The organism is Lyngbya sp. PCC 8106, assembly GCF_000169095.1.
GTDB lineage: Bacteria > Cyanobacteriota > Cyanobacteriia > Cyanobacteriales > Microcoleaceae > Capilliphycus.
Genome location: NZ_AAVU01000002.1, coordinates 13423 through 36021, shown reverse-complemented (window position 1 = coordinate 36021; position 22599 = coordinate 13423). Strand labels below are relative to the sequence as shown.

At 40.0% G+C, this 22599-nt stretch carries 18 protein-coding genes; 8 read left to right on the top strand and 10 right to left on the bottom strand.

Translation table 11 applies throughout. The features are described from left to right. Positions 1-51 precede the first annotated feature (51 nt). The gene (locus L8106_RS01335) at positions 52-1206 is read right to left on the bottom strand and encodes an RNA-guided endonuclease TnpB family protein (protein ID WP_039895301.1); all 1155 of its coding nucleotides are present in this window, start codon (positions 1204-1206) and stop codon (positions 52-54) included. A gap of 744 nt (positions 1207-1950) precedes the next feature. Here L8106_RS01335 and L8106_RS34330 point away from each other — a divergent pair. Beyond that, a complete protein-coding gene (locus L8106_RS34330; RefSeq protein ID WP_009782354.1) occupies positions 1951-3087 on the top strand; it encodes an Ig-like domain-containing protein in 1137 nt (378 codons plus the stop codon). A 158-nt stretch (positions 3088-3245) separates the two neighbouring features. Here L8106_RS34330 and L8106_RS01325 read toward each other — a convergent pair whose 3' ends face one another. From L8106_RS01325 to L8106_RS01285, 9 genes are all read right to left on the bottom strand, one after another. Next, a complete protein-coding gene (locus L8106_RS01325) occupies positions 3246-4151 on the bottom strand; it encodes a 2OG-Fe(II) oxygenase (protein WP_009782353.1) in 906 nt (301 codons plus the stop codon). Then, a complete protein-coding gene (gene dcm, locus L8106_RS01320; RefSeq protein ID WP_009782352.1) occupies positions 4138-5487 on the bottom strand; it encodes a DNA (cytosine-5-)-methyltransferase in 1350 nt (449 codons plus the stop codon). Before dcm ends, L8106_RS01325 begins: the two co-directional genes overlap by 14 nt. Before the next feature lie 122 nt (positions 5488-5609). Continuing rightward, positions 5610-6374 carry a Uma2 family endonuclease gene (locus tag L8106_RS01315; RefSeq protein WP_009782351.1) on the bottom strand — a complete coding sequence of 255 codons (765 nt, stop codon included), beginning with the start codon at positions 6372-6374 and terminating at the stop codon, positions 5610-5612. Between the two features lie 226 nt (positions 6375-6600). Continuing rightward, positions 6601-6993: a hypothetical protein gene (locus L8106_RS01310; RefSeq protein ID WP_009782350.1), complete on the bottom strand. Its 393-nt coding sequence runs from the start codon at positions 6991-6993 to the stop codon at positions 6601-6603. Further along, positions 6950-7411 carry a hypothetical protein gene (locus L8106_RS01305; RefSeq protein WP_009782349.1) on the bottom strand — a complete coding sequence of 154 codons (462 nt, stop codon included), beginning with the start codon at positions 7409-7411 and terminating at the stop codon, positions 6950-6952. Before L8106_RS01305 ends, L8106_RS01310 begins: the two co-directional genes overlap by 44 nt. 69 nt (positions 7412-7480) lie before the next feature. After that, on the bottom strand, positions 7481-8335 hold the full coding sequence (gene purU, locus L8106_RS01300) for a formyltetrahydrofolate deformylase (RefSeq protein WP_009782348.1): 855 nt from the start codon (positions 8333-8335) through the stop codon (positions 7481-7483). Positions 8336-8579: 244 nt separating this feature from the next. Next, positions 8580-11753 carry an efflux RND transporter permease subunit gene (locus L8106_RS01295; protein WP_009782347.1) on the bottom strand — a complete coding sequence of 1058 codons (3174 nt, stop codon included), beginning with the start codon at positions 11751-11753 and terminating at the stop codon, positions 8580-8582. A 26-nt stretch (positions 11754-11779) separates the two neighbouring features. Next, entirely contained in the window at positions 11780-13594 is a 1815-nt protein-coding gene (locus L8106_RS01290; protein ID WP_009782346.1) for an efflux RND transporter periplasmic adaptor subunit, read from the bottom strand. 289 nt (positions 13595-13883) lie between these two features. Beyond that, positions 13884-14069, bottom strand: a complete 186-nt coding sequence (locus tag L8106_RS01285) for a hypothetical protein (protein WP_009782345.1) — start codon at positions 14067-14069, stop codon at positions 13884-13886. Between the two features lie 122 nt (positions 14070-14191). On the opposite strand from L8106_RS01285, the gene L8106_RS01280 reads away from it, so the two are divergent. The 7 genes from L8106_RS01280 to L8106_RS01250 all read left to right on the top strand — a co-directional run bounded on the left by L8106_RS01280 (position 14192) and on the right by L8106_RS01250 (position 22547). Continuing rightward, positions 14192-15046, top strand: coding sequence for an Npun_R2479 family HD domain-containing metalloprotein (locus L8106_RS01280; protein ID WP_009782344.1), 855 nt, complete (start codon positions 14192-14194; stop codon positions 15044-15046). A 53-nt stretch (positions 15047-15099) separates the two neighbouring features. Further along, entirely contained in the window at positions 15100-16233 is a 1134-nt protein-coding gene (locus L8106_RS01275; RefSeq protein ID WP_039895263.1) for an AI-2E family transporter, read from the top strand. Between the two features lie 58 nt (positions 16234-16291). Further along, positions 16292-17359 carry an ABC transporter permease gene (locus L8106_RS01270; RefSeq protein ID WP_009782342.1) on the top strand — a complete coding sequence of 356 codons (1068 nt, stop codon included), beginning with the start codon at positions 16292-16294 and terminating at the stop codon, positions 17357-17359. 123 nt (positions 17360-17482) lie between these two features. Next, positions 17483-17743 (top strand): histidine kinase dimerization/phospho-acceptor domain-containing protein, encoded by a 261-nt coding sequence (locus L8106_RS01265; protein WP_009782341.1) that lies wholly within the window; start codon positions 17483-17485, stop codon positions 17741-17743. Positions 17744-17852: 109 nt separating this feature from the next. Further along, positions 17853-18551, top strand: a complete 699-nt coding sequence (locus L8106_RS01260) for a potassium channel family protein (RefSeq protein WP_009782340.1) — start codon at positions 17853-17855, stop codon at positions 18549-18551. Between the two features lie 138 nt (positions 18552-18689). After that, a complete protein-coding gene (locus L8106_RS01255; protein ID WP_009782339.1) occupies positions 18690-20585 on the top strand; it encodes an alpha-amylase family glycosyl hydrolase in 1896 nt (631 codons plus the stop codon). 189 nt (positions 20586-20774) lie between these two features. Next, entirely contained in the window at positions 20775-22547 is a 1773-nt protein-coding gene (locus L8106_RS01250) for an alpha/beta hydrolase (protein ID WP_009782338.1), read from the top strand. Positions 22548-22599 lie beyond the last annotated feature (52 nt).

Sequence of the window (22599 nt, the reverse complement as noted above, 5' to 3'; positions counted from 1 at the left end):
CTAAGCCTTACGACCCCCGTCAGACCATCTCCACAGGCATTTTCAGATACGCTATGCTAAGAGCGCATATTCTTCTACACCACGATTTCTGATTATTTGGGCTGCTGCTACATCTCTGTGAGTTTTATATCCACATTCAGGACAATTATGTTCTCTTTCAGATAACAGTTTTTTACCTGCATAAAAACCACAATTAGGACAAATTTGAGATGTATAATTTTTGTCAACTTTGGCAACAAAAACATCTCGTTTCCAAGCTACCCAGTTGAGAAGGGTTACAAATTGTCCAAAAGAAGCATCTAAAGTATGTTTCCCAAACATCCCTTTTGCCCAAGAGATAAAATTAATATCCTCAATAAATATCGATTGAGCTTGGTCACAAAGGTGATGAGCTAACTTAAAATGCCAGTCTTTACGAGTGTCAGAAATTCGTTGATGTAATCTAGCTATTTTTTGATTTAACTTCTGTCGATTGTTAGAGCCTTTCTTCTTATTCCTTAACCTACGTTGCAGCAACTTCCGCTTGCGTTGTAGCTGGTTTAAGAATCTTGGTCTATCCACAAGTTCACCATCGCTTGTAGCCAGAAATTTGTCTAAGCCTAAGTCAATTCCTAATGGATGTCCGTGAAACGGAACGTCAGGAATACTGATATCTAATTGCAGAGAAAGCATCACAAAGTAGCCTGATGCTCTCCTAACAATGCGAGCTTGTTTTAATTCAAACCCATCAGGTATTTCTCTGGACTTCCTGAACTTCACCCACCCTAGTTGTGGTAACTTAATTTGATTGCCTTTGACACAGTTTTTAAGCATTTGAGGATACGCATAAGACCGCATCCTGTACTTGTTTTTAAAGCGAGGAAAGCCTAACTTTTTAGACTGCATATCAGCAAAAGCCCTATCTAAAGTTCTTAAAACTTGCTGTAGAACTTGAGCATTAACTGATTTGAGAACTTCGTTAATCTTCTTAGCTTTTGTTAATGATTTAGCTTGATTGTGATAATTGGGATAAGGAGCATCAGGAGAAATAATATACTCCTGTTTTAATGAACAAGCGTTAACAGGGGATTTTCGAGAAGCCAACCAATCTTTACGCTCACGTAAAGCATAATTCCAGACCGAAGGGCCTTCACTCAAGGTATGCTCTATTACCTCAATTTGCTGTCTGTCTGGGATTAGCTTGTACTCGTAAGTCAAGGTAAGCATTAGTTCGACCACTGTTAATACTTCTCTTACTTTAGTTTAATCTACACAATATGTAAACTTGTGTAAGCTGTCTCCCGTAGGTCGGTTTATTTGTTGGCAAAAAGACGAGCGAACTTGGCGAGGTTTCCTCGCCTAAAGCACGCGCGAGTCATCTCCCGTTAATTTCTATGAGTCTTTTTCGGGAGAAATATAACGGGAGTCCTCTTTTTGCATTTTAGATAGAGTCTGAGTTGTCTTCCGGTTTAATTTGGCGTTTCCGCACGGGGTAAAATGCGATCGCCTCCTCATTCTAGCTAGCTCTCTAGAGATAGAAAGTTACCGAAGTTGAGCGGAAAGCGAGGGCGTGACTTCCGCCTCTGTTGACGAGGAGATATCCGACTTAATAAGTGGTGTTGATGAACCAAGAATTAGCAATAGCTAAGAATCCCCTTTCTTTAGAAATGGGGAGTATGTCAATGCGTCAATTGCAAGCAAAATCCATTGTTTTTTTTGCTTTTGACCAAGAAAAGCGGGACACAAGCTCCGTCCGTGACTGACGGTTAACTTAAATTGATGCGCCCGCGCCTTGGCAAAACAGTGTCAAGAAACTCCAGTTACCCGAGCAATCGCAGCTAACGACATCCTCAAATTTTCACCACTTGATTTCCACCAATGTAAAGCTTTGATGAAGGTAGTGGTATTTTTTGAGTTGTTCAAAGAAAGTTTAACTTGTATGTTTTAAACAGCAGGTAAGCAACCCCATAAATGACAACAATCATAAATTTCGATGAGTTAGCCGGAAATACAGTCGTCAGCGATCAATATTCTGGAGTCACATTTTCAACCGATCCGGGGTCTGTTGTAGCAATTCCAATTGCAGCATTATTCGGAACCTCTGCACCCAACATAATCGGTACATTCGAAAATGGCGGGTTGAATGGAAACCTAACCCTTGACGTTGCTTTCGAGTCACCCGTCAATAATTTTTCGTTTTTCACGATTGGCGATAACACCAATGGTACAGCCGCACTCATCGATGTTTATACCGCCGATGGATTGACTACAACTGTCGATCTGATCACGGATGGTAACATTTTTACCCCAGAGCTTGTGGATTTATCATCATTCACAAACGTTACCCGCATTAATGTTAATACCATCACAGATGTGGGTGGGATTGGTTATGATGACTTTGCATTTGAGTTCGCACCACTGAACATTGCACCAGTTGCCGTTGATGATAGTGCAACTGCCGCTCAAAACAGTTCCCAGACAATCCTTGCTGCCGACCTACTCGCCAACGACACCGACGAAGATGGCGACCCTCTCACCCTGACCGAAGTCAGTAATCCCCTCAACGGTACTGTTGCCTTGGATGCTAATGGGGATGTGGTGTTCACTCCGACCTCCGGATTCAGCGGTACTGCCAGTTTTGAGTATACCGTTTCCGATGGTACTGACACAGATATTGGTTCTGTGGCAGTCGAAGTCGGAGGTATGTTCAATGGCGGAAATGGGAAAGATACCCTCATCGGTACTGGGGGTAACGATTGGATGTCCGGCGGTAACGGCGCCGATGAACTCTACGGAGGTGACGGCGATGACACTTTGGGCGGTGACGGTAGCGATAACGGCCCAGATCTCCTCGATGGCGGTCTTGGCAACGACATCTTAACGGGTGGTTCGGGACCAGATGTATTTGTCCTCGCCCCCGGCAATGGAACTGATACCATTACCGACTTCGATACTCCTGACAGCATCGGTTTGTCCGGTGGCATCGGATTTGGCGACCTGTCTTTCTCGGGTAGTAATATTATCTTGACTTCAACTTCAGAGGTGTTGGCAACCTTAGTTAGTGTGGATGCGACAAGTTTAACAGCAAATGACTTTGTAGGTATTTAAATTCTTCGAGCCTCAGAAGTCCTAGCGCCAGATATATCCCCCCTCAAATTTTCACTGGAGAGGAGGGATATTTCAAGGTTTTTTTGAAGTAATGAGTTCTGATTGCTAAAGTGTCCTAATATTAACTCATATTTTACTTTTGAGCTTTGAAGACGTGATTAATTGTCGGGGCGTCGTAACCAACCGTTGAGGGTAAAACGTCCATCTTCAAAGCGCTGAGACGGACAACGAACGGGCATAACTTCATGTTTGCAGCGACTATCAAATAAGACAATACTATTATTGCGGGGTTCTATGGTTTTATATTGACCTTGACTAATGGCTGAACCGTTTTTGAGTTCGGTTTCATAGAGTCTTAATTCTCCCCCAGAAAATTGTTTGGGTTCTTGATGGAAATAATAGACATAGGTGAGGGTGCGAGTGTAGGTTTTTTCGCTTCCCGAGTCGTTATGAATTTTATAAAAGCAACCGTCATTGTGGGCGGTGAGTTGCATTTCGACTTGAGAAACGTTAAAAGGTTGATGATTGAGTTGGGGTAAAATGTCGGGTAAAGCGTTTAAGATTTTGTTTCTCATCAAGTTATAAAATTCGGGAAATAGAGTCGCATACAAAATCGAAGACTGACGATAGTTTACAGCTTGAGTTGTGGTGGTAGAACCGATAAATTGATCGCTTTTACTGAGGGCAATTTTTAAGATTTCTTGGTTTTCTTCCGGAGATAAAAAGTTTTCAATAAAAACATGATCACCCGCTAAAAATAGCGATTCTTTCTGGATAACTGATTGATAGTCAGGGGCGGGAATAGGATCGGCTTGGGGTGTCGGTTGGGGTGAAAATCCGTTTGTTTTCGGAGAAACAGCAGGAGAGATCAAAGTTTCTGGAGACACACCCACCAGTTCTAAGATTTTAAAGGCTATCTCTGCTTTTTGTTGGGAAGAAACATCGGGACTTTTGAGCAGAGATTCTAGAGTTTCTATCGATAGATTAGTTAGCTGTCTGAGTCGATCAACAGAAACGAGATTTTGAGCCATCTTTCCACCAAGTTCTGACTTATTCTCTATCATGGCATATAGGGTTCAACTCGGCAATAGAATAAACATTTTCTTGTTGTTGATTCAGGTTAAGTTGAGGAAGTTCAGGACAATTATTCTTAAAAACCTGGGCAATCACATCTTGAGTAATCGCAGTAATTACATTAATACTCACTGAGTTTCCCAGTTGATAAAAGGCTTTGGTTAGGTTAGGATGGAGTTGAAAGTCATCTGGAAATCCCTGTAAACGGGCGGCTTCTCTGGGGGTAATTCTCCGAACTCTATTCTGATGATAAACACCTATTCGGTTAGCATCACTGGCAACTAATGTAACAGATACTTTCTCCGGATCAAGAAATTTATAGACTTCAAAAGAAAAGTTACCTGAAACGGGTTTATACTGTCCGTTAATTACTTTTAAATAACGTTTACTGACGAGAGATTCTAAAAGATGAGTTAATTTTGGATGTTCAAAAAAACTGGCAATTTGTTCGCGGGTGAGTTGTTTCCCATCTTGATGTTTACCAAATTTTTTCTTGCGTCTTTCGGTAATCAATAAATTCATTAATTTGATTTCGTCTTCGCTGCATTTTCCTCGCAACCCCAACTCCCAAGAATGAATAGAATTTCCACCCCGATAGTCTATTAACCGCACGCCATGTAACTTGTTAAGATCTCCCTGAACAACTTTGTTTAAAGCTTGTGAAAATTCGGGTGAACAATCAAAGGATGAATCGGGATTTTCTTCAAGAATATCTTTGACTTTTGGCGGAAAATGTTGTAAGCTAAAAAGGTTAAGCTGAACTGCATTATAACTGTGGGAATCTTTCGGCCCTAAGTCAGAAATTAGGTTAAATTGAGGAGAGGCGTTTAAGACTCCAATCATGTAAACTCTGACTCGATTTTGAGGTAAACCAAAATTAACACTATTGAGAATAAATTGATAAAAACTGTAGCCTCTTAATTGTATCTCATGTTTAATTGTTGCGAAGGTTTTGCCGTGATCATGGGTAGTTAAACCCCGGACATTTTCTAGGATTAAAACTTTAGGCTGATTGGTGTCAATTAGCCGCATGATTTCAAAAAATAGCGTTCCGCGAATCTCCCCAAAACCTTGTTTTTTTCCGGCATAAGAAAAGGACTGACAAGGAAAACCAGCCAGTAAAACATCATGTTTCGGTAAAGACTTGATCTGACGAATATCTCCTTCAGGAACGTGTAGAAAATTTTGAGAATAGACTTGACTGGCTTCCGCATCAATTTCACTAGCAAGCAAGCATTCACCTCTCAACCCCAGAGATGCTATTCCCCGTTCAAATCCTAATCTTAACCCCCCTATTCCAGCAAATAAGTCAATAAACTTCAGCACGTTTTGATCAAAAATTCATTCGATCAAAATTTTAGCATGAGTTAGAGATAGTATCACTGATCTTTTCTAATCAACAATAAAACAAAGATACGTTAGGCTCATCTAACTCACGCAATAAATGACTAGATTGAATCGATTTTTTGTCCAATATTTTTTAAATTTTCTCTTAACTTTTGTCCAATTTTTTGCTGTTGATCAATTAGTTTTCGTTTTTGAATTTGTTCGGACTTCGGTTGAGAAATTGGCTGTTTATTCTTCGGAACTTCTATCCAACTTCCTCGAACATCAGACCAGCGTAACCATTGCCGTTCAATCCCCTGATAAACACCTTCCCATAACCCTAATCCTAACTCTAAACCCGGTATCCAAATTCGTTGTTGATCAGTGGGTTCGAGTTGTTCGTAGCGACTTCCCACCAAATGAAATGCTTCTAATTTATTGTTTTCAGGATCAAACAAAATATAATAGGGAATCCGAAGAAACTGTTCATAAACATCCCATTTTGTCGGAATAGTATCTATACCAACCGGAGTTTGACCTAAATCTTCTGTGGCGGTTTCATCAGCCAGAAATTCAATCACAATAAAAGGATTAAAAGATTCTTGCCAACTTACATAGGATCGGCGAATATTTTTACCTTGATAAAGTTTATCGACTCCAACAACACCAAACCAATCCGGACGTTTAAACTGTCGGGGATGACGCGGATCAAAAAAAAGATTGATAGAACTTCCCACAAAAAATTGATTAGAAGAATAACTTGAAGGAGTAAAAGTTGACTCTAATAAATGAGATTGAAACTGTTGAAATTGTTCAGAAGTTAAAGGATTTTGAGTTAAATTCAAAGTTTGAGTAGGGGAAGTATCAATAGATTTTGTGAAAGGCATTCAGGTAAATCTCCGGGTTGGTTTAATCTCTGTTTAGACCATCCTACGCAACAATAAAGCGATTGCACTTTTATTCTGCTGTAATGGGTTCGCTAAAATGAACAAAAGAGAGGTTAGGTTAATCATAGCTAGAATCTCCAGAGAAATGCTAGAGTGATTTTCCCCCTCAGTATCCTACCCCTAATTCTCTCTTTGACGACAAGATTAATTAGAAAGTTCGATTTTTTTATTCGATTTTTGAGTTCATTTCTGACTCTTCAGAAGAAGGTGAACAAATACCGGAGTTGCGCGGTTGACGTCGAATTCCGCGACGAGTGGGGTCATAACTGACTAAAATAATCTCACCGTTAGCCGTGCGAATCCATCCTCTAGCGGGAATAATATTAGCACTAGAAACCTTTTCTTCAATCGGTTGCTGAACTGCTCCGGAATCTTCTATTAAATCTTTTTCAAAACTCGGATTAACTAATTCTACCCGCACATTTTCACCTGTAAACCGATTATCAGGTGTCGTTGGTATTCCTCCTCGTCCGGTAATAATAAACTCACTTTCTGAGCCTTGTTTGCAGGGATATTCAGCAATTAATGCGGCGGGATCGATAACTTTTGACTTGTCCATCTTCTCCAATTCCGCCATTATCAACTTCGGTAGTAATTTTAGTTTGCTGGGCGGGATATACAGTAGTTCCTAGTCCTTCTAAATTCAGGTGAGCGCGAATATTTAATCGGACTTCTCCCGCTTGTGAGGGTTGCTCAAAACTGCCTCCTGAAGTATTAGAATTGAGTTGAGAACCTCCCCTCATTAACAAGGAACCCGATTGAATTTCTATGAAGCCACTATTTCCTAAAACATTATTACCAATATTAGCATTAATATAGGCTTCATTCAAGGTCATTGACTCCGTAATATTGAAGGTAATACTCCCTGCATTTCCCTGTCCGGCGATGCGTTCATTGTTTGCACCTGAGCCTTGAACTCGACTGTCAATTGTTCCTTTGCTTTGCGTCAAGCGATGATTGAAACCATAAAAAAACATCCTAAACCTCTTGAATGGGCGGGATTTATTTTGATGGGACAATCATAATTTTAATACAATTAATCAAGTTTACTCAAAAACCACAGTTCGATTGTTATAAACTAATACCCGATTTTGTAAGTGTAGTCTAACTGCTCTTGCTAATACTAATCGTTCTAAATCTTTACCTTTACGAATCAAATCTGCGATCGCATCTCGATGACTCACTCGGACAACATCTTGCTCAATGATCGGGCCTTCATCTAAATCTTCAGTCACATAATGAGCGGTTGCCCCAATAATTTTAACGCCTCTCGTGTAAGCCCGTTGATAGGGATTTGCACCGGGAAATGCAGGTAAAAATGAGTGATGAATGTTAATAATATTTGGAAATTGAGCGACAAAGGTTGAACTCAAAATTTGCATATATTTGGCTAAAACAACCAGATCAATTTGATATTGTTTTAAAATCTCTAACTGTTTAATTTCTTGTTCTTTTTTATTGGTTTTAGTAATAGGAATGTGATAAAAATCAATCCCAAATTGTTCAGCTAAAGACTTTAAATCAGTATGATTGCTAATAATCACTGGAATTTCTACAGCCATTTCTTTAGCTTGCCATCGCCACAATAAATCTAATAAACAATGATCTTGTTTCGTGATCCAAATTGCAATTCGAGGAATTTTATCCGAAAAATGTAGTTGCCAATTAGCCGCTAACGGTTTAGCAATTGCCCCAAATGCCGGGTTAATTACTTCTCGCGGTAAGTTAAATCCTTCTAATTGCCATTCTATGCGAGTTAGAAAGACTCCTGACGCAAAATCTGTATGCTGATCAGCATGAATAATATTTCCGCCATTAGAATAAATAAAATTCGCAATTTTTGCTACTAATCCCTGTTGATCGGGACAAGATAATAATATTGTTGCAGTCGGTGAATTCATGTTAATAGACAAAAATATAGATGATGATCAATTATCTATGATTTTTACCTCTGAATCAATAGAAAAAATAAATTAGATTCAATCTAACTTGATTTGTACCTCATTCAAAACTTCAGCTTCTTGGGTACGGGATCAGACTAAAGTTTTTATGAAAAAATTAATAAGTATACTTTAGACTTAAAAATTATTGATTTTTTAAGCTTTAGTTTATTATTGATCCGTTCAACTCTAGTCTGAATTCTGATTAATCTGTGATCGGAAGTTTAGCTTTTGAGTTTTTAGACTTAGAAGAACGTTTAGCTTTCCGTTTTTTGCCTGTAAATAGATTCTGAAGTCGATGTTGAAAGCCGTCAACGTAAGTAAACCAAACCGGAACAATAACCAAAGTTAACAGTGTAGAAGTTGTCATTCCGCCAATTACTGCAATTGCCATCGGACTACGAGTTTGAGAACCTGCGCCCAATTCTAACGCAATCGGAATCATTCCCGCTATCGTCGAAAGTGTGGTCATCAAAATGGGTCTTAGACGAGAGACTCCGGCTTCAATCACTGCATAAAATTGAGGCTTTCCGTCTCGTTCATTAGCGAGGGAACAATCTACCAATAAAATCGCATTTTTGGTGACTAATCCCATTAACAATACAATCCCAATTAAAGCAAATAATCCTAACTCTTTCTGCGTCAACAACAACCCTAATAATGCACCCCCAATTGATAGCGGTAACGCCATTAAAATCGAAAAGGGTAGTAAAAAATTGTTGTATAACAATACCAAAATCGCATAAATTCCTAATACCGCTAAACCCAACGCACTCAAAAATCGAGTGAAGATATCAATCATAATTTTGGCATCTCCATCTGACTTTTCTTCGACATCAGAGGGAAGGGGATTCATCGCAGGTAAAGCTTGAACTTTCGCTAACGCATCGCCTAAAGAAATCCCTTGTAAATTTGCTTCTATCGAAACCTGACGCGCCCGATCAAATCGATCAACTGTTGCTGGCCCACTACCAATTGTCAGTTCAGCAACAGCAGATAAGGGGACTAAATTACCCGTTTGACTGGGAATTTGTAGATTCCGAATCATATCAAAATCATTTCTAAATTCTTCTGCTAATTGAACTCGAATCGGAATTTGACGATCGGCTAAATCAAACTTTGCTAAATTGGATTCATTGTCGCCTAACGTTGCGAGTCTGGCAGTACGAGCGATTGATTGTACTGAAACACCCAAATCTCCCGCCCTTTCTAAATCAGGTTTAATCAGAATTTCTGGCTTGACTAAACTTGCACTAGATGTCACTTCTACTAAACCCGAAATTTCTCGCATTTGACGTTCTAAATCATTCGCCACTTGAGTCAAAGCTTGAGGGTTTTCACTCGTTAAAACAATTGACAGATCTTTACCTCCACCACCAGCACCTTCAGCCATAAAACTAATTCTTGCGCCGGGAACTTGTTCAAACTTTAGGCGCATTTGCTGTTCAAATTCTTGTTGGGAAATATCCCGTTCTTCCCGAGATTTAAGATTAACATAAAGCGTTCCTTTATTCACCCCAGAATCACTATCACCCCCGCTACCCACTACGGCTAATACATTTACAACTGCTGAATTTTCTCCAATTAACGCTGTTGTTTGTTGGGCGGTTTTATCGAGTTCCTGCAACGTAGAACCAGGCGGAAGTTCAATGGATACTTTGCTTAACCCAGTATCCCCGCTATCAAATAATCCCTTGGGAATCATTGGAACTAACTGCAAGCTACCGATAAAAAATACAACGGCAACTGCTAACGTTAAAACTTTATTTCTTAATGAAAAACGTAATAAATTTCGATAAGGATGAATCCGATTTTGGGCTAATTGATAATCAGAAACCGTTAACTCTTTTGACTTTTTGGGCTTTAATAACCTCGCGCCTAACATCGGGGTCATGGTACAGGCGACTAGGGTTGAAAACATTGTTGAAACGGCAACTGTTACGCCAAAAGGCTGAAAGAATTGACCCGGAACACCCCCCATAAAGGCAACGGGTATAAACACAGCGACAATGGTTGCTGTCGTTGCGACCACCGCTAACCCAATTTCTTCAGAAGCATCAAGGGCAGCTTGAAAGGGTGTTTTACCCATTTCAACGTGTTGGTCGATATTTTCCATCATACAGATCGCATCATCAACCAAGTTTCCCATTGCCAAAGCTAAGGCTAATAAGGTCATACTATTGAGGGTATATCCCAATAGCTTCATGACCATAAATGTGGGTAAAATTGAGAGAGGTAAAGCAATCGCTGTAATTAATGTAGGTCGCCAATTCCGCAAAAATACACCGACGACAATCACGGTTAAAAATGATCCCAAAACTAACGCATCAATTGAGGCTTGATAGGAATCTCGAATTGAATCAGCATCCGTGAGAATAAGTTCTAAATTGATATCATCAGGTAGAGTTTTCTTTAACTCAGAAACCGCTTCTCGCACTCCTTCTTCAACCGTAACTAAAGTGCTACCTGTACTTCTAAACACCGAAAAAGCAACCACAGGTTCTCCAACTTCTGTAGAATCTGAAGCCCCAGAATTTTCGACCTCAAAATAACGGGCAATCTGACGAACTTCGCTAAATCCATCAACCACATTAGCGAGACTTGAAAGCGGAATTGAACCCCCTGACGGCAGAACAATCGGAGAATCTCTTAAGGCTTCAACTGTTTTAGCACTTCCTAAAGTACGAATACTCTTTTCTGTGCCGCCAAACCGGGATCGCCCTCCAGGTAAGTTAATATTAAAAGCCCGAATTTGATCATTAACTTGCGTCGCCGTAATTCCCAAACTTTGCAGTCGATCTGGGTTTAACTCAATGCGAATTTCGCGATCAACTCCTCCTTCCCGTTGAATTTGCGCCACCCCCGGAACATTGAGTAACTCTCGGCTAATAGTTCGATCTACTAAATCACTCAATTCTTCGACAGATCTTTGAGGAGATGTCACCGCATAGGTGATCACAACTCCCCCCGCAAACCGCAACCGTTGGACAACCGGATCGTTAATATCTAGGGGTAAATCTTGACGAATTTGGGCGATCGCATTGCGGACATCATTCGTGGCGCGATCGCTATCTGTCCCCAAAATAAAGCTAACCGTTGTGGTTGAAATTCCATCTTGAACGGTTGAGGTTAAACGATCAATATTGCCTAAACTCGCAACCGAATCTTCGACTTTTTTTGTAACTTGAGTTTCTAATTCTGTCGGCCCGGCCCCGGGTTGAGTAACGGTAATATTTACAGCCGGAATATCAACATTAGGAGTGTCATCAATTCCCAACTGTGGAAAAGACATCAACCCAACTAAGGTCAGGATTAAAAATAAAACTAAAGTGGGAACAGGTCTTTTAATCGACCAAGCGGATAAACTAAATTGAGACATTTTTAAATAATCAGAAGTAAGTGAATCTAAAATTTACTGAGTTCAGGACTAACCACGTTAACTACATCACCATCTTTGAGATAGGCAGCGCCGGAAACTACAACCTGATCACCCAGATTTAAACCGCTTTTAATTTCTACTTTTGCCTGAGTTAAATCTTCTCCGAAATTTCCGCGAATTTCACCGACTTGAATGGTCGTTGCTTCTACGGTTTCGGTATCGGTTAACCGATAAACAATTGAACTTCCGTCGGCTTGGGGAACAACAGCTTTAGCTGGAATTTTTAACCCTTGAGTGCTGCTGGAGGCGATCGCTGCCCTTAAAAACATTCCGGGACGCAAGAAAGACCCTGAAATAGCCCCGAGAGGTGGGAGGTCAATTTTAACGGTTGCTTTACGACTTTCAGGATCAATTAACGGCGCAATTTCTCGCACAGTTCCCTGGACTTTTAAGTTGGAGTCGGCATCAGAAGTGATCGTGACAGGCGATCCGATTTTGACTTGAGAAAGTTGAGTTTCGGGGACTTTGGCGTGGAGTTCTAACTGATTTTCGGCAATGATTGTAAATAGTTCTTTGGTGCCGTTGGTGACATCCCCAATTCGGGCGACTCGGTTGGCAATTATACCAGTTGCCGGGGCGCGAACAGTGGTATTTTCTAACTGGGCTTCGTAGTAACGAACTTGTGCCTGGGCTTCGGCAACTTCGGCGATCGCTACTGCTATTTCTTCGGAGCGGGTTCCATTGATTAACTCATTCAAATTGCTGCGAACTTCTGCAACTTCGGCCCTTGCTGCGGCAATTTCCTCAAGACGGGCGCCATTTTGCAACTGTCGTAGGGCTTGGCGTTCCATGTCAACTGTTGCTTCTAAGCGATCAACTTGCGATCGCTGACTTTGTTCAAGCTGTTGAATGCGTCTTTGAGCCTCATCGACTAATGCCCGGAGTCGGCGTTCATTTTGCAAGTATTCCTCCAAACTGTCTTCGGAAACTGCCCCCTGATCTTTTAACTTTTGATAACGGTTTACCCGTTCGCTAGCCAGTTGCAGATCGGCTTTGTTGGCTTCGAGTCTGGCGACCGCTTGGGCAATTTCATCTTGCAAACTCCCTGAACGTGCATCGGCGAGTCTGGCTTCGGCTTCATTGAGTTTAGCTTGAGCAACGGCAATTTCCTCCGGACGGGTTCCGGCTTCGAGTTCGGCTAACTGGGCATTAGCCCGATCTAACTTGGCTTGGGCGGCAGCAATTTGTTCGGGACGGCTACCCGTTTGCAGTTTGCTAAGGTTGGCTTGGGTTCGGGCTAACCCCGCTTCGGCTTGATCGATTTGCGATCGCAGAATGGAGTTATCTAAGACTGCTAGAACTTCCCCGGCTTCGACGAGATCTCCTTCGTCGGCGAGAACCTTTTGAATTTGCAGCCCACTGGCTTGTGGAAGGATAGGTAAGAGATCATAGGCTTCGACGGTTCCCGTGACTTCTAACTGGCGGGTAACGGTGGCTAACTCCACAGGGGCGACGGTGACGGTTTGCCCAGAAGCTGGACTGGTGGAAACTTCAATGACTTGGTTTTCCGGGTTGGTGGGTTCTGGGGTTTGAGTTTTGGGGTTAACATAGAAGTGCATCACCGCTATTGTCCCGAGAATACCTAGTCCTAAACCGGATATCATCCCTCCCCATCGGCCTGAGTTGGGGTCAGAGGTCGGGGTCTGATTTTCGTCTTTGAGTTCGCTTTTATTGTCTATGGGTTGATTGTTCTGATCGTTTTCATCCTCAACAGAGGGTGATTCTCTCTGGGACGGGAGATCTTGATCATTGAGTTTAGACATGATATCTTGATAAGCCACTAAGGAGTCCTCCGGGTTAGGGTTCTGTGATTTTGTAAATATATGTTTAACATTACGGACTTTTATTAATATTCTTAATTGTAGCGTGTTGTTACCGTCGTCGTTCATTCTCAAGTCAATCAACTGAAACTGATATCTATCAAGTATTTGAGTTGATTTGATCACAATTGAGATGAGATTAATTTTATGTAAAGTTATAAAAAGTTAAATTAAAATTGAAAAGGACTTGAGATTCTAGCGATCGCCGAGATTATTCCCTGGGGACTGAACTAGAGAAAGTTTAACAGTTTTAGGGGAATGATTCTCCATCAAAACGATCCTCATCGGGTCTTCTATCGTCTAATTTAGAAATAGCCACTTGTCCGATCAGATACGTTAAACTCTGTGAACTTTCCGGATGAGTTGCCTCTACAACCTGGGTGTAACTTGATGGGAGATATCGCCCGATCAGGGCGGCTAACAGTTGACAGTTCATCGTTGATCAGGGTCAGAATTCAATCACTGTTTGTATTTCCGAAATTGTTGTGATGGGCTGTAACGCCGCTGATCAATCTCGCTAACCCTTATACAACCGACTGCAAAAAGTCAATACCTCGTATGTTTTTCAACGCAACTGAATTATTGATTGATACCTTTGTTCGACAAATTCGAGAGGGCTATCGCCGCACCTATGGAGGCTATAAGTCAGACTACGAAGATATTGTGGGTTGGGCAGGTAACATGGCCTTAGAAAATATTGCCAATAGTGATGCTTTGTACCACGATGTTGAACATACTATCCTCGTCACTCTGGTCGGTCAGGAAATCCTACGCGGTAGACATATCCGAGAAGGGGGTGTTTCCTGTGAAGACTGGCTCCATTTTTTGATCTCGCTGGTTTGTCACGATATTGGTTATGTTAAGGGGGTTTGTCGGCAAGATCGAGAAGGGTTGTATGCCACCGGACACAATGGGGATATGGTGAATTTGCCTGAAGGATGCACTGATGCTAGTTTAACCCCTTATCATGTAGATCGAGCTAAACTCTTTATTGATGAACGGTTTGGAGGTCACAAACTGATTGATGCACAAGTTATCAAGCGCAATATCGAGCTAACCCGCTTTCCGATCCCCAAAGAATCCGATCATCAAGATACCATCAATTATCCCGGTTTAGTCCGAGGGGCTGATTTAATCGGTCAACTCAGCGATCCTCGCTACTTGAAAAAGGTGAGTGCTTTGTTTTATGAATTTGAGGAAACTCGCTTTAACGAAAAAGTGGGCTATAAAAGTCCAGGAGATTTACGAAAAAATTACCACAAATTTTACTGGAATGGCGTTTACCCTTATATTAAAGATGCCTTGCGTTATCTGACCCTCACACAACAAGGAAAGCAGATCGTTGCCAACCTTTATTCTAATGTGTTTGTGGTCGAGCATGACGACATCGCTGAACAAGTTGCGAAGGCTTAGAAACGGTCTGTCTCTCAAGAATATTCTGATTAAAAACGTTAGACTTTAGAATTATGAACAGAATGTTTTCCCCTGTTCAAAACTCTTTGATCACATGGGTGCTGGTTTTAGTGGCGAGTGGACTCACCATTAGTGCATTTGAGTATATCGGTGAACTGATTAGTATTTTAGTGACAGCGGGATTAATTGCTTTTATCCTCAATTATGCAGTCGCTAAATTACAACGATTAATTCCCCGAGGTTTAGCCGCAGCATTGGTTTATTTAGTTGCTGCTTTAGTCGTGATTGTGATTGCTGTAACGGTTGTTCCTCCTGTGATTATGCAAGGACGACAACTGATTACCCGCTTACCCGATTTGATCGAGTCTGGAAAGCAACAGTTAGCTGAATTTCAGGCTTGGGGTTTAGAACGAAGTTTACCGATTGATGTAGGAATTTTACAACAAAAACTGCTCGTTAATTTGCAAGGAAAAGCCGAAGCGATCGCCGCAACCAGTTTAGGATTAGTTGTAGGTACATTTAACTGGTTTATTGATTTTATTCTGATTCTGGTGATTGCTTTTTATATGTTACTCGATGGTGAACGGTTATGGGATGGAATTACCAGTTTTTTATCGCCAAAAGTTCGCTATATTTTTACAGATTGTCTCGCCCGTAACCTCCAAGGATTTGTAGTCGGTCAGTTTATCCTGGGGTTATTTATGGCGGTGAGTTTAACGATTTCTTTTTTCCTGCTGAAAGTTCCCTTCTTTCTATTATTTGCCGTATTTATTGGCATTTTAGAAGTGATTCCCTTTGTCGGGGCGACATTAGGAATTGGAACTGTGACCATTATTGTCGCTTTTATTGATTGGTGGTTAGCATTGCAAGTTTTGCTTGTGGCGATCATCTTTCAGCAAATCAAAGATAATCTTGTTACCCCTCGAATTATGGGAAATATTACCGGACTTAGCCCAGTGATTATTTTCTCGTCTCTCCTACTTGGGGGTAGAATTGGTGGATTATTAGGTATCATTCTCGCAATTCCATTAACAGGTGTGGTCAAAAGTATTTTTGAAGTGATTCTCGATCCAGCTTCACCTCCCCAGACGGGTTCATTTTTTACCAATCCTTTAGATGAAGTTGAAGGGGAAAATAATAACAGTCAGAAAACTGAAGACAAATCCTCCCTGATTGTCAATAATTAGATCACTTGTAGATTATAATTGGTGTTAATCGTACTCTGAAACTCAATCTAAAATTAATATGAAATGGTGGCATCGGCTCAAGAAAAATCCCTTAGCTCGACTCGGAGCAATTATTTTAATTGTATTTTATCTCTGTGCGATTTTTGCAGATTTTGTCGCCCCCTACAGTGCCTATGAGACTAAAATTGATGGGGCGTTACTTCCACCAACGACCATTTATTGGCAAAATCAACAAGGAGAATTTATTGGGCCGCACGTTTATCCCAATACTCAGGGGCCAGTCGAAATTGAAACCGGAAAACGTCAGTTAAGAGTTGATAGAGATAACCCTTGTCCGCTCCGGTTATTTGTCTCCGGAACCCCCTATAAACTTTGGGGAATTATTCCCGGAGATCGACATTTATTCGGAGTAACTGGAGAGTGTAAAATTCATATTCTAGGAACCGATGAACAAGCTCGCGATCAGTTTAGTCGCTTAATTTTTGGAAGTCAAATTAGTTTGAGTATTGGCTTTGTGGGAATTGCAATTTACTTCCCCATTGGTCTGATTTTGGGTGGAATTTCAGGTTACTTTGGGGGATGGACTGATACGCTGATTATGCGTGTAGTGGAAGTCTTAATGACGATTCCTGGCATTTATTTGTTAGTGGCTTTAGCCGCTATATTACCTCGTGAACTGAGTAGCGCTCAACGTTATTTATTAATTGTTGTAATTATTTCTTTTATTAGTTGGGCTGGTTTAGCTAGGGTGATTCGTGGGCAAGTTTTATCGATTAAAGAGCGACAATTTGTACAAGCAACTCAAGCTATGGGTGCAAATCCGCTCTATATTATTTGGCGTCATATTCTGCCTCAAACGGCTACTTATGTGATTATCTCTGCAACATTAGCAATTCCCGGATTTATTGTATCTGAGTCAGTTTTAAGTTTAATTGGCTTAGGTATTCAAGAACCCGATCCCTCTTGGGGAAATTTACTTTCATCGGCAACAAATGCTTCTATTTTAGTCTTACAACCCTGGTTGATTTTACCTCCTGCTCTACTGATTATTTTGACCGTACTGGCGTTTAATTTACTTGGCGATGGACTACGAGATGCTCTTGATCCTCGAAGTTTACAACGATAGTCTGTTTTGCGATCGCTGTTCAAAATCACTTTTTTTATTCCGTATTTTTTCGGATGAAGTTAATTTGATTTCCGTTTATGATAGAGAAGTATAGACTGTTCGTGATAATGGATCAGCTTAACCATGAATACTTCTCCACTCAGTCCCAATCATCATCAATCTTTCATCGCCGTCGTTAACCACGAACTGCGTACCCCTTTGACGACAATTTTAATTTCAGCCGAATTATTGAGTCGGTACAATAATAGTTGGTCTGAGGAGAAAAAGTTGGAATATATTCAGCGAGTCCAAAAAGCGGCCAGTCAACTGACTCAACTGATTAACAGCGATGAGTTTGCCAATAAACTCAAAGATTATGCTGAACAGGTACAAGATTCTGTATAGTTTCATGTATAGTTTTCTGTATAATCAGAGAACAATAAACTTCTCTCCGTAAATTTACTGAGCAGTACAGTTGACTCCACGTTGAATACTACTTTTTATCTCAGAATATATGAGATTCTTTCCATCCTTCTCTCAGAAAAATTTATCTCAAACTAAATATACTCGATTATTAGGTGTTCTAATTTTCTTGTTGATTAGTTCTCCATTTTTAGAAAGCAGTACATGGGGATCAGTCATTATCTCAATTACATTTCTTTCGACTCTGCTCCTAATTATTAATACATTTAATCTTAATAAAGTAACCTTTTTGGTTTATGTATCGCTGGCGTTTTTAGCTTTTCTCTGTGGAATTATCGCTCAATATAATTTCATTCCAAGCTGGATTGAAAGCTTAATTTTAGTCAATCGGATTATTGAGATTATTTTTATAAGTTTAGCTATTCTGGTAATTGGTAAGCGAATTTCCTCCGCTCAAAAAGTAGGAAGCGATACGATTCGAGGGGGAATTTGTATTTATCTTTTAATTGGGATTTTATGGGCATTCTTTTATGATCTTCTCTTTTTATTAAATAGCGATTCTTTTTCAGCAGCTATTAACTTACAAAAAACAAATATTTTTAATATCTTCCTCTACTATAGTTTTACAACGTTAACAACATTAGGATATGGCGATATTTTACCACAAAATTATCAAGTAATGATGTTTTCCAATTTAGAAGCACTGATCGGACAAATGTATACAGCGATTTTTTTAGCTCGATTAGTGGGTTTATATACGGCTGAACAAATGAATAAAACGGATGATTAAACTCCAATTATAATTAAGAATATTATTTAATTTACTAAAATAAAATAACTTTATTTCTTGAATCTCTGATCGAGATGCTGATCCGCCCAGAAACCGTTATAATCTTCAAGAATAAGTGCAATAATTCAAAAAATCGTTATGGATCACACCAGTCAGCAGCTTCAAAAATCAATGCGGAGAGTCCGAATTCCCTACAATGACGCACCGGACTACACCAGACCGACCTTAGAAATTGCGCCCGAATTATATCAACAAATGTTCCAGCGATTTTGCTTTCTTTATAGTGAAGAACAGGCTAAAAATTTTATGCCTGAATTAGAAAGAATTCTGAAAGTTCATTATGCTCATAAACCTTCCGAACTCATAGAAGAAGAACAAGATTTTGATCCCAATAATCGCTTTACTGAATGGGATTTGATCTTGATTACTTACGGTGATTTACTCAAGGGAGATGGACAATCTCCACTCTCAACGTTAGCTCATTTTTTAAATCATTATTTGGGGTTAAGTATCAACACCCTGCATATTCTGCCGTTCTTTCCCTATTCTTCTGATCGCGGTTTTTCTGTGATAGATTTTGATAGCGTTGATCCCAATTTAGGATCATGGAAAGATATTGAGGAAATGGGAAACTATTATCAACTGATGTTTGATGGTGTTTTTAACCATGTTTCCTCCAAAAGTCCTTTATTTCAACGGATGCTCAATGGCAACCCCGACTACAAAGATTACTTTACGACTTATCATTCCCCCGATGAACTAACACCCGAAGAAAGGCGAATAATTGTTCGTCCTCGAACTTCCGATATTTTAACAGAATTTCAATCGATTAACGGCCCGACTTGGGTATGGACAACCTTTTCACCGGATCAAATTGACCTCAATTATAAAAATCCTAAAGTTTTATTAGGTGTAATAGAAACTCTCCTGCTTTATATTCGACGGGGAGCCAATTTAGTGCGCTTAGATGCGGTGACTTATCTTTGGGAAGAACCGGGAACGCCCTGTGCAAATTTAGAAGAAACTCACCAAGTTATTAAACTCTTTCGTGATATTGTCAAAGCTGTCGCTCCCACTGTGGGATTAATTACCGAAACTAATGTACCTCACGAACAAAATATTTCCTATTTTGGTCAGGGTGATGATGAGGCACAAATGGTTTATAACTTTGCCTTACCACCGCTAGTGCTTTACACCTTTTATCGAGAAGATACAACCGCTTTATCTAATTGGGCAAAAGAACTCAAATACTTGTCCAAAATGACGACATTTTTGAATATGCTAGATACCCATGATGGCATAGGATTGATGGGAATTAAGAGTATTTTACCTAAAGAAGAAATTAATTTTATTATCCAAAAAGCGAGAGAACATGGAGCATTTGTTTCCTACAAAACCGGAGAGAATGGCGAAGAACCCTATGAAATTAATACAACTTGGTATAGCGCTCTCAACCTGGATAATAATGGGGAAGATATTAGTTTTCAAGTGAAACGTTTTGTAGCTTCCCGCAGTATTGCTTTAGTCTTACGAGGGGTTCCGGGGATTTATTTTCATGGTTTAATTGGGACTCGCAATGATATTGATGCCGTGTTGCGAACTAAATCTAAGCGAGATATTAACCGCAAAGTGATTGATGTTAACCGTTTAATTGAAGATGTGCAGGATCGCAAATCCCGGCTTTCTTTTATTCTTAAGAAACTCGGACATTTACTCGATCTTCGGGTACGTTATACCGCTTTTCATCCCAATGGAGAACAAAAGATTTTGATGATTTCTCCCGAAGTATTTGCTGTATTACGAACCTCTCCAAAACAGGATCAATCTATCCTGACATTAACCAATGTTGCGAATAAAATTTGTCAAGTTGAAATTCCTTTATCGGAACTTGAAGCAGCAGAAACTCACTGGTATGATCTCGTCGGTCAACGGGGTTGGACGACAACAAACGATAAAATGGTCATTACTCTGCAACCCTATGATGTTAAGTGGTTGATTCCGTTTGTACAACTTGAGCGGAGTATCGAGTCTTAAGCAGAGGGCAAGGAGACAGGTAGACAGAAAGAGGAAAGGAAAATTGCCGATCAAAAATGCAAAATTTCCGGCAAATCACTGAAGACCAAAGAAAAACTTTTTAGGCTTCAAAATATTCTTAATCTCAGAAGCCGATTTTAACAATCCTCTTTCTGATTTCTCAGTCTTTTGATTTGGGAGAATACCATTATGTTTCAATGTATACCTCGACTAAACCCCCGATTACATCAACTATTTTTTGAGCGTCAACGGAGGTTCTCTCGTCTCAATTCTCGTTTAGTTGCGCTGAGTATGGGAATTGTTTCTAGCGTGCTAACTGCAATTCCTGCTTTAGGTGCAGAACAAATTACCATTTCTTATGGCCCGGCGGAATCCTCTGTTTCCATTAATGAAATTCAACAGTTTGCAAAACAAGGTAAAGTTACCCCGATCTTGTCATTGTATGGAACACTGCTGAAATTAAAAGATGGGGAGAAGCTCAGAAAAATTTTACAGACTCCTTTAGAAGCTAGTCCTTGGAGTGTTGGACAGTTTCTTGATACACCAACCGGAAGCGTACTTTTGACTCGGATCGGAAAAGTGTTGAAAACAGACAAAAATGAGAATGGTTATGCAGCATTAAGAATAGCAATTGGTCAAGCCTCAGCTCATCCAGAAGGTTTAACAATATTGCGTATTTTAGAAGAATTTCCCGGCGAAAGTATTCGAGTTGATTTGAATTTTAGTTTAGAACTCTTAGAAGATGTTCTTCAAATTTTGGTTGAAGATGAGTTAGTTATTCAATCAGTTGAACAGCAAGCACAACAGGCTAAAATTAATGAAAACTATACTTTTAATTTACCCGATCCGAGAAAAAAAGGTTTAATTCCCTGGACAGAGGAAGAATTGACCTTTCGCAATCCCAATCGTGATCAGCCTTCGCCTTTGAGACTTTATTTACCTCAAGTCAAAAAGCCTGTTCCTTTAATCGTTATTTCTCATGGTTTGGGTTCCGATCCCCAAACATTTAGTTATATTGCTGAACATTTAGCCTCTCATGGTTTTGCAGTCGCAGTTCCAGAACATATTGATACCAGTGCCAACACATTTGCTCGATTTTTTGAGGGGTTTGAACGTCCTCCGAATCCCTCTGTATTTGCCAATCGACCTTTAGATATTACTTCTTTACTCGATGAATTAGAGGCAAAATATCAATCGAATCCAGTCTGGAAAAGGAAAATTGATTTTAATAATGTGGGGATTTTAGGTCAGTCTTTTGGAGGGTATACAGCACTCGCTGTTGCCGGAGCAGAAATGAATCCAGAGAATTTAACCGAGGGTTGTCGAAAGTCTGAAGATCGACGAATTACCTTAAATATTTCTACATTACTACAATGTCGTTCTTTGGAAGTTGCATCACAGCAGAAAAATTTTGAAGATCCACGAATTAAAGCTGTCATTGCGATTAATCCTCTCACCAGTTTGATTTTTGGAGAGGAAGGAATGAGTCAAATTCGTATTCCAACTATGATCATTGGGGGAACAAAAGATTATGTGACTCCGGCAGTTACAGAGCAAATTAAACCCTATAGTTGGTTAAAAACTTCTAGAAAACATCTGGTTTTAGTTGAGCCAGGAACTCATTTTTCTTTTTTGCGAGAAAGTGGCGGACGGTTAACTGTTCCTCCGAAATTAATTGGCCCAGATCCTAATTTTGCCTATCCTTATTTAAAAGCATTAAGCTTGACTTTTTTTGATACTTATCTTCAGAAAAACTCGGATTATTATCCCTATCTTTCTCAAACCTATATTAGTAGCATTGAGAGTCAACCTTTTAGTCTGAGTTTAATCGAAGATTTGAGTTCTGAACAAGTTAGACAAGTGGTTAAAGATTCTCAAATGAGTGGCCTTGAGAGTCAACCTCTTAGTCTGAGTTTAATCGAAGATTTGAGTGTTGAACAAGTTAAGTTAAACAGTGATTAACCGTGAGTTCAAAAAGTTAATCAGAAGCCAGTTGAGTTAAATTTGCTGTAGA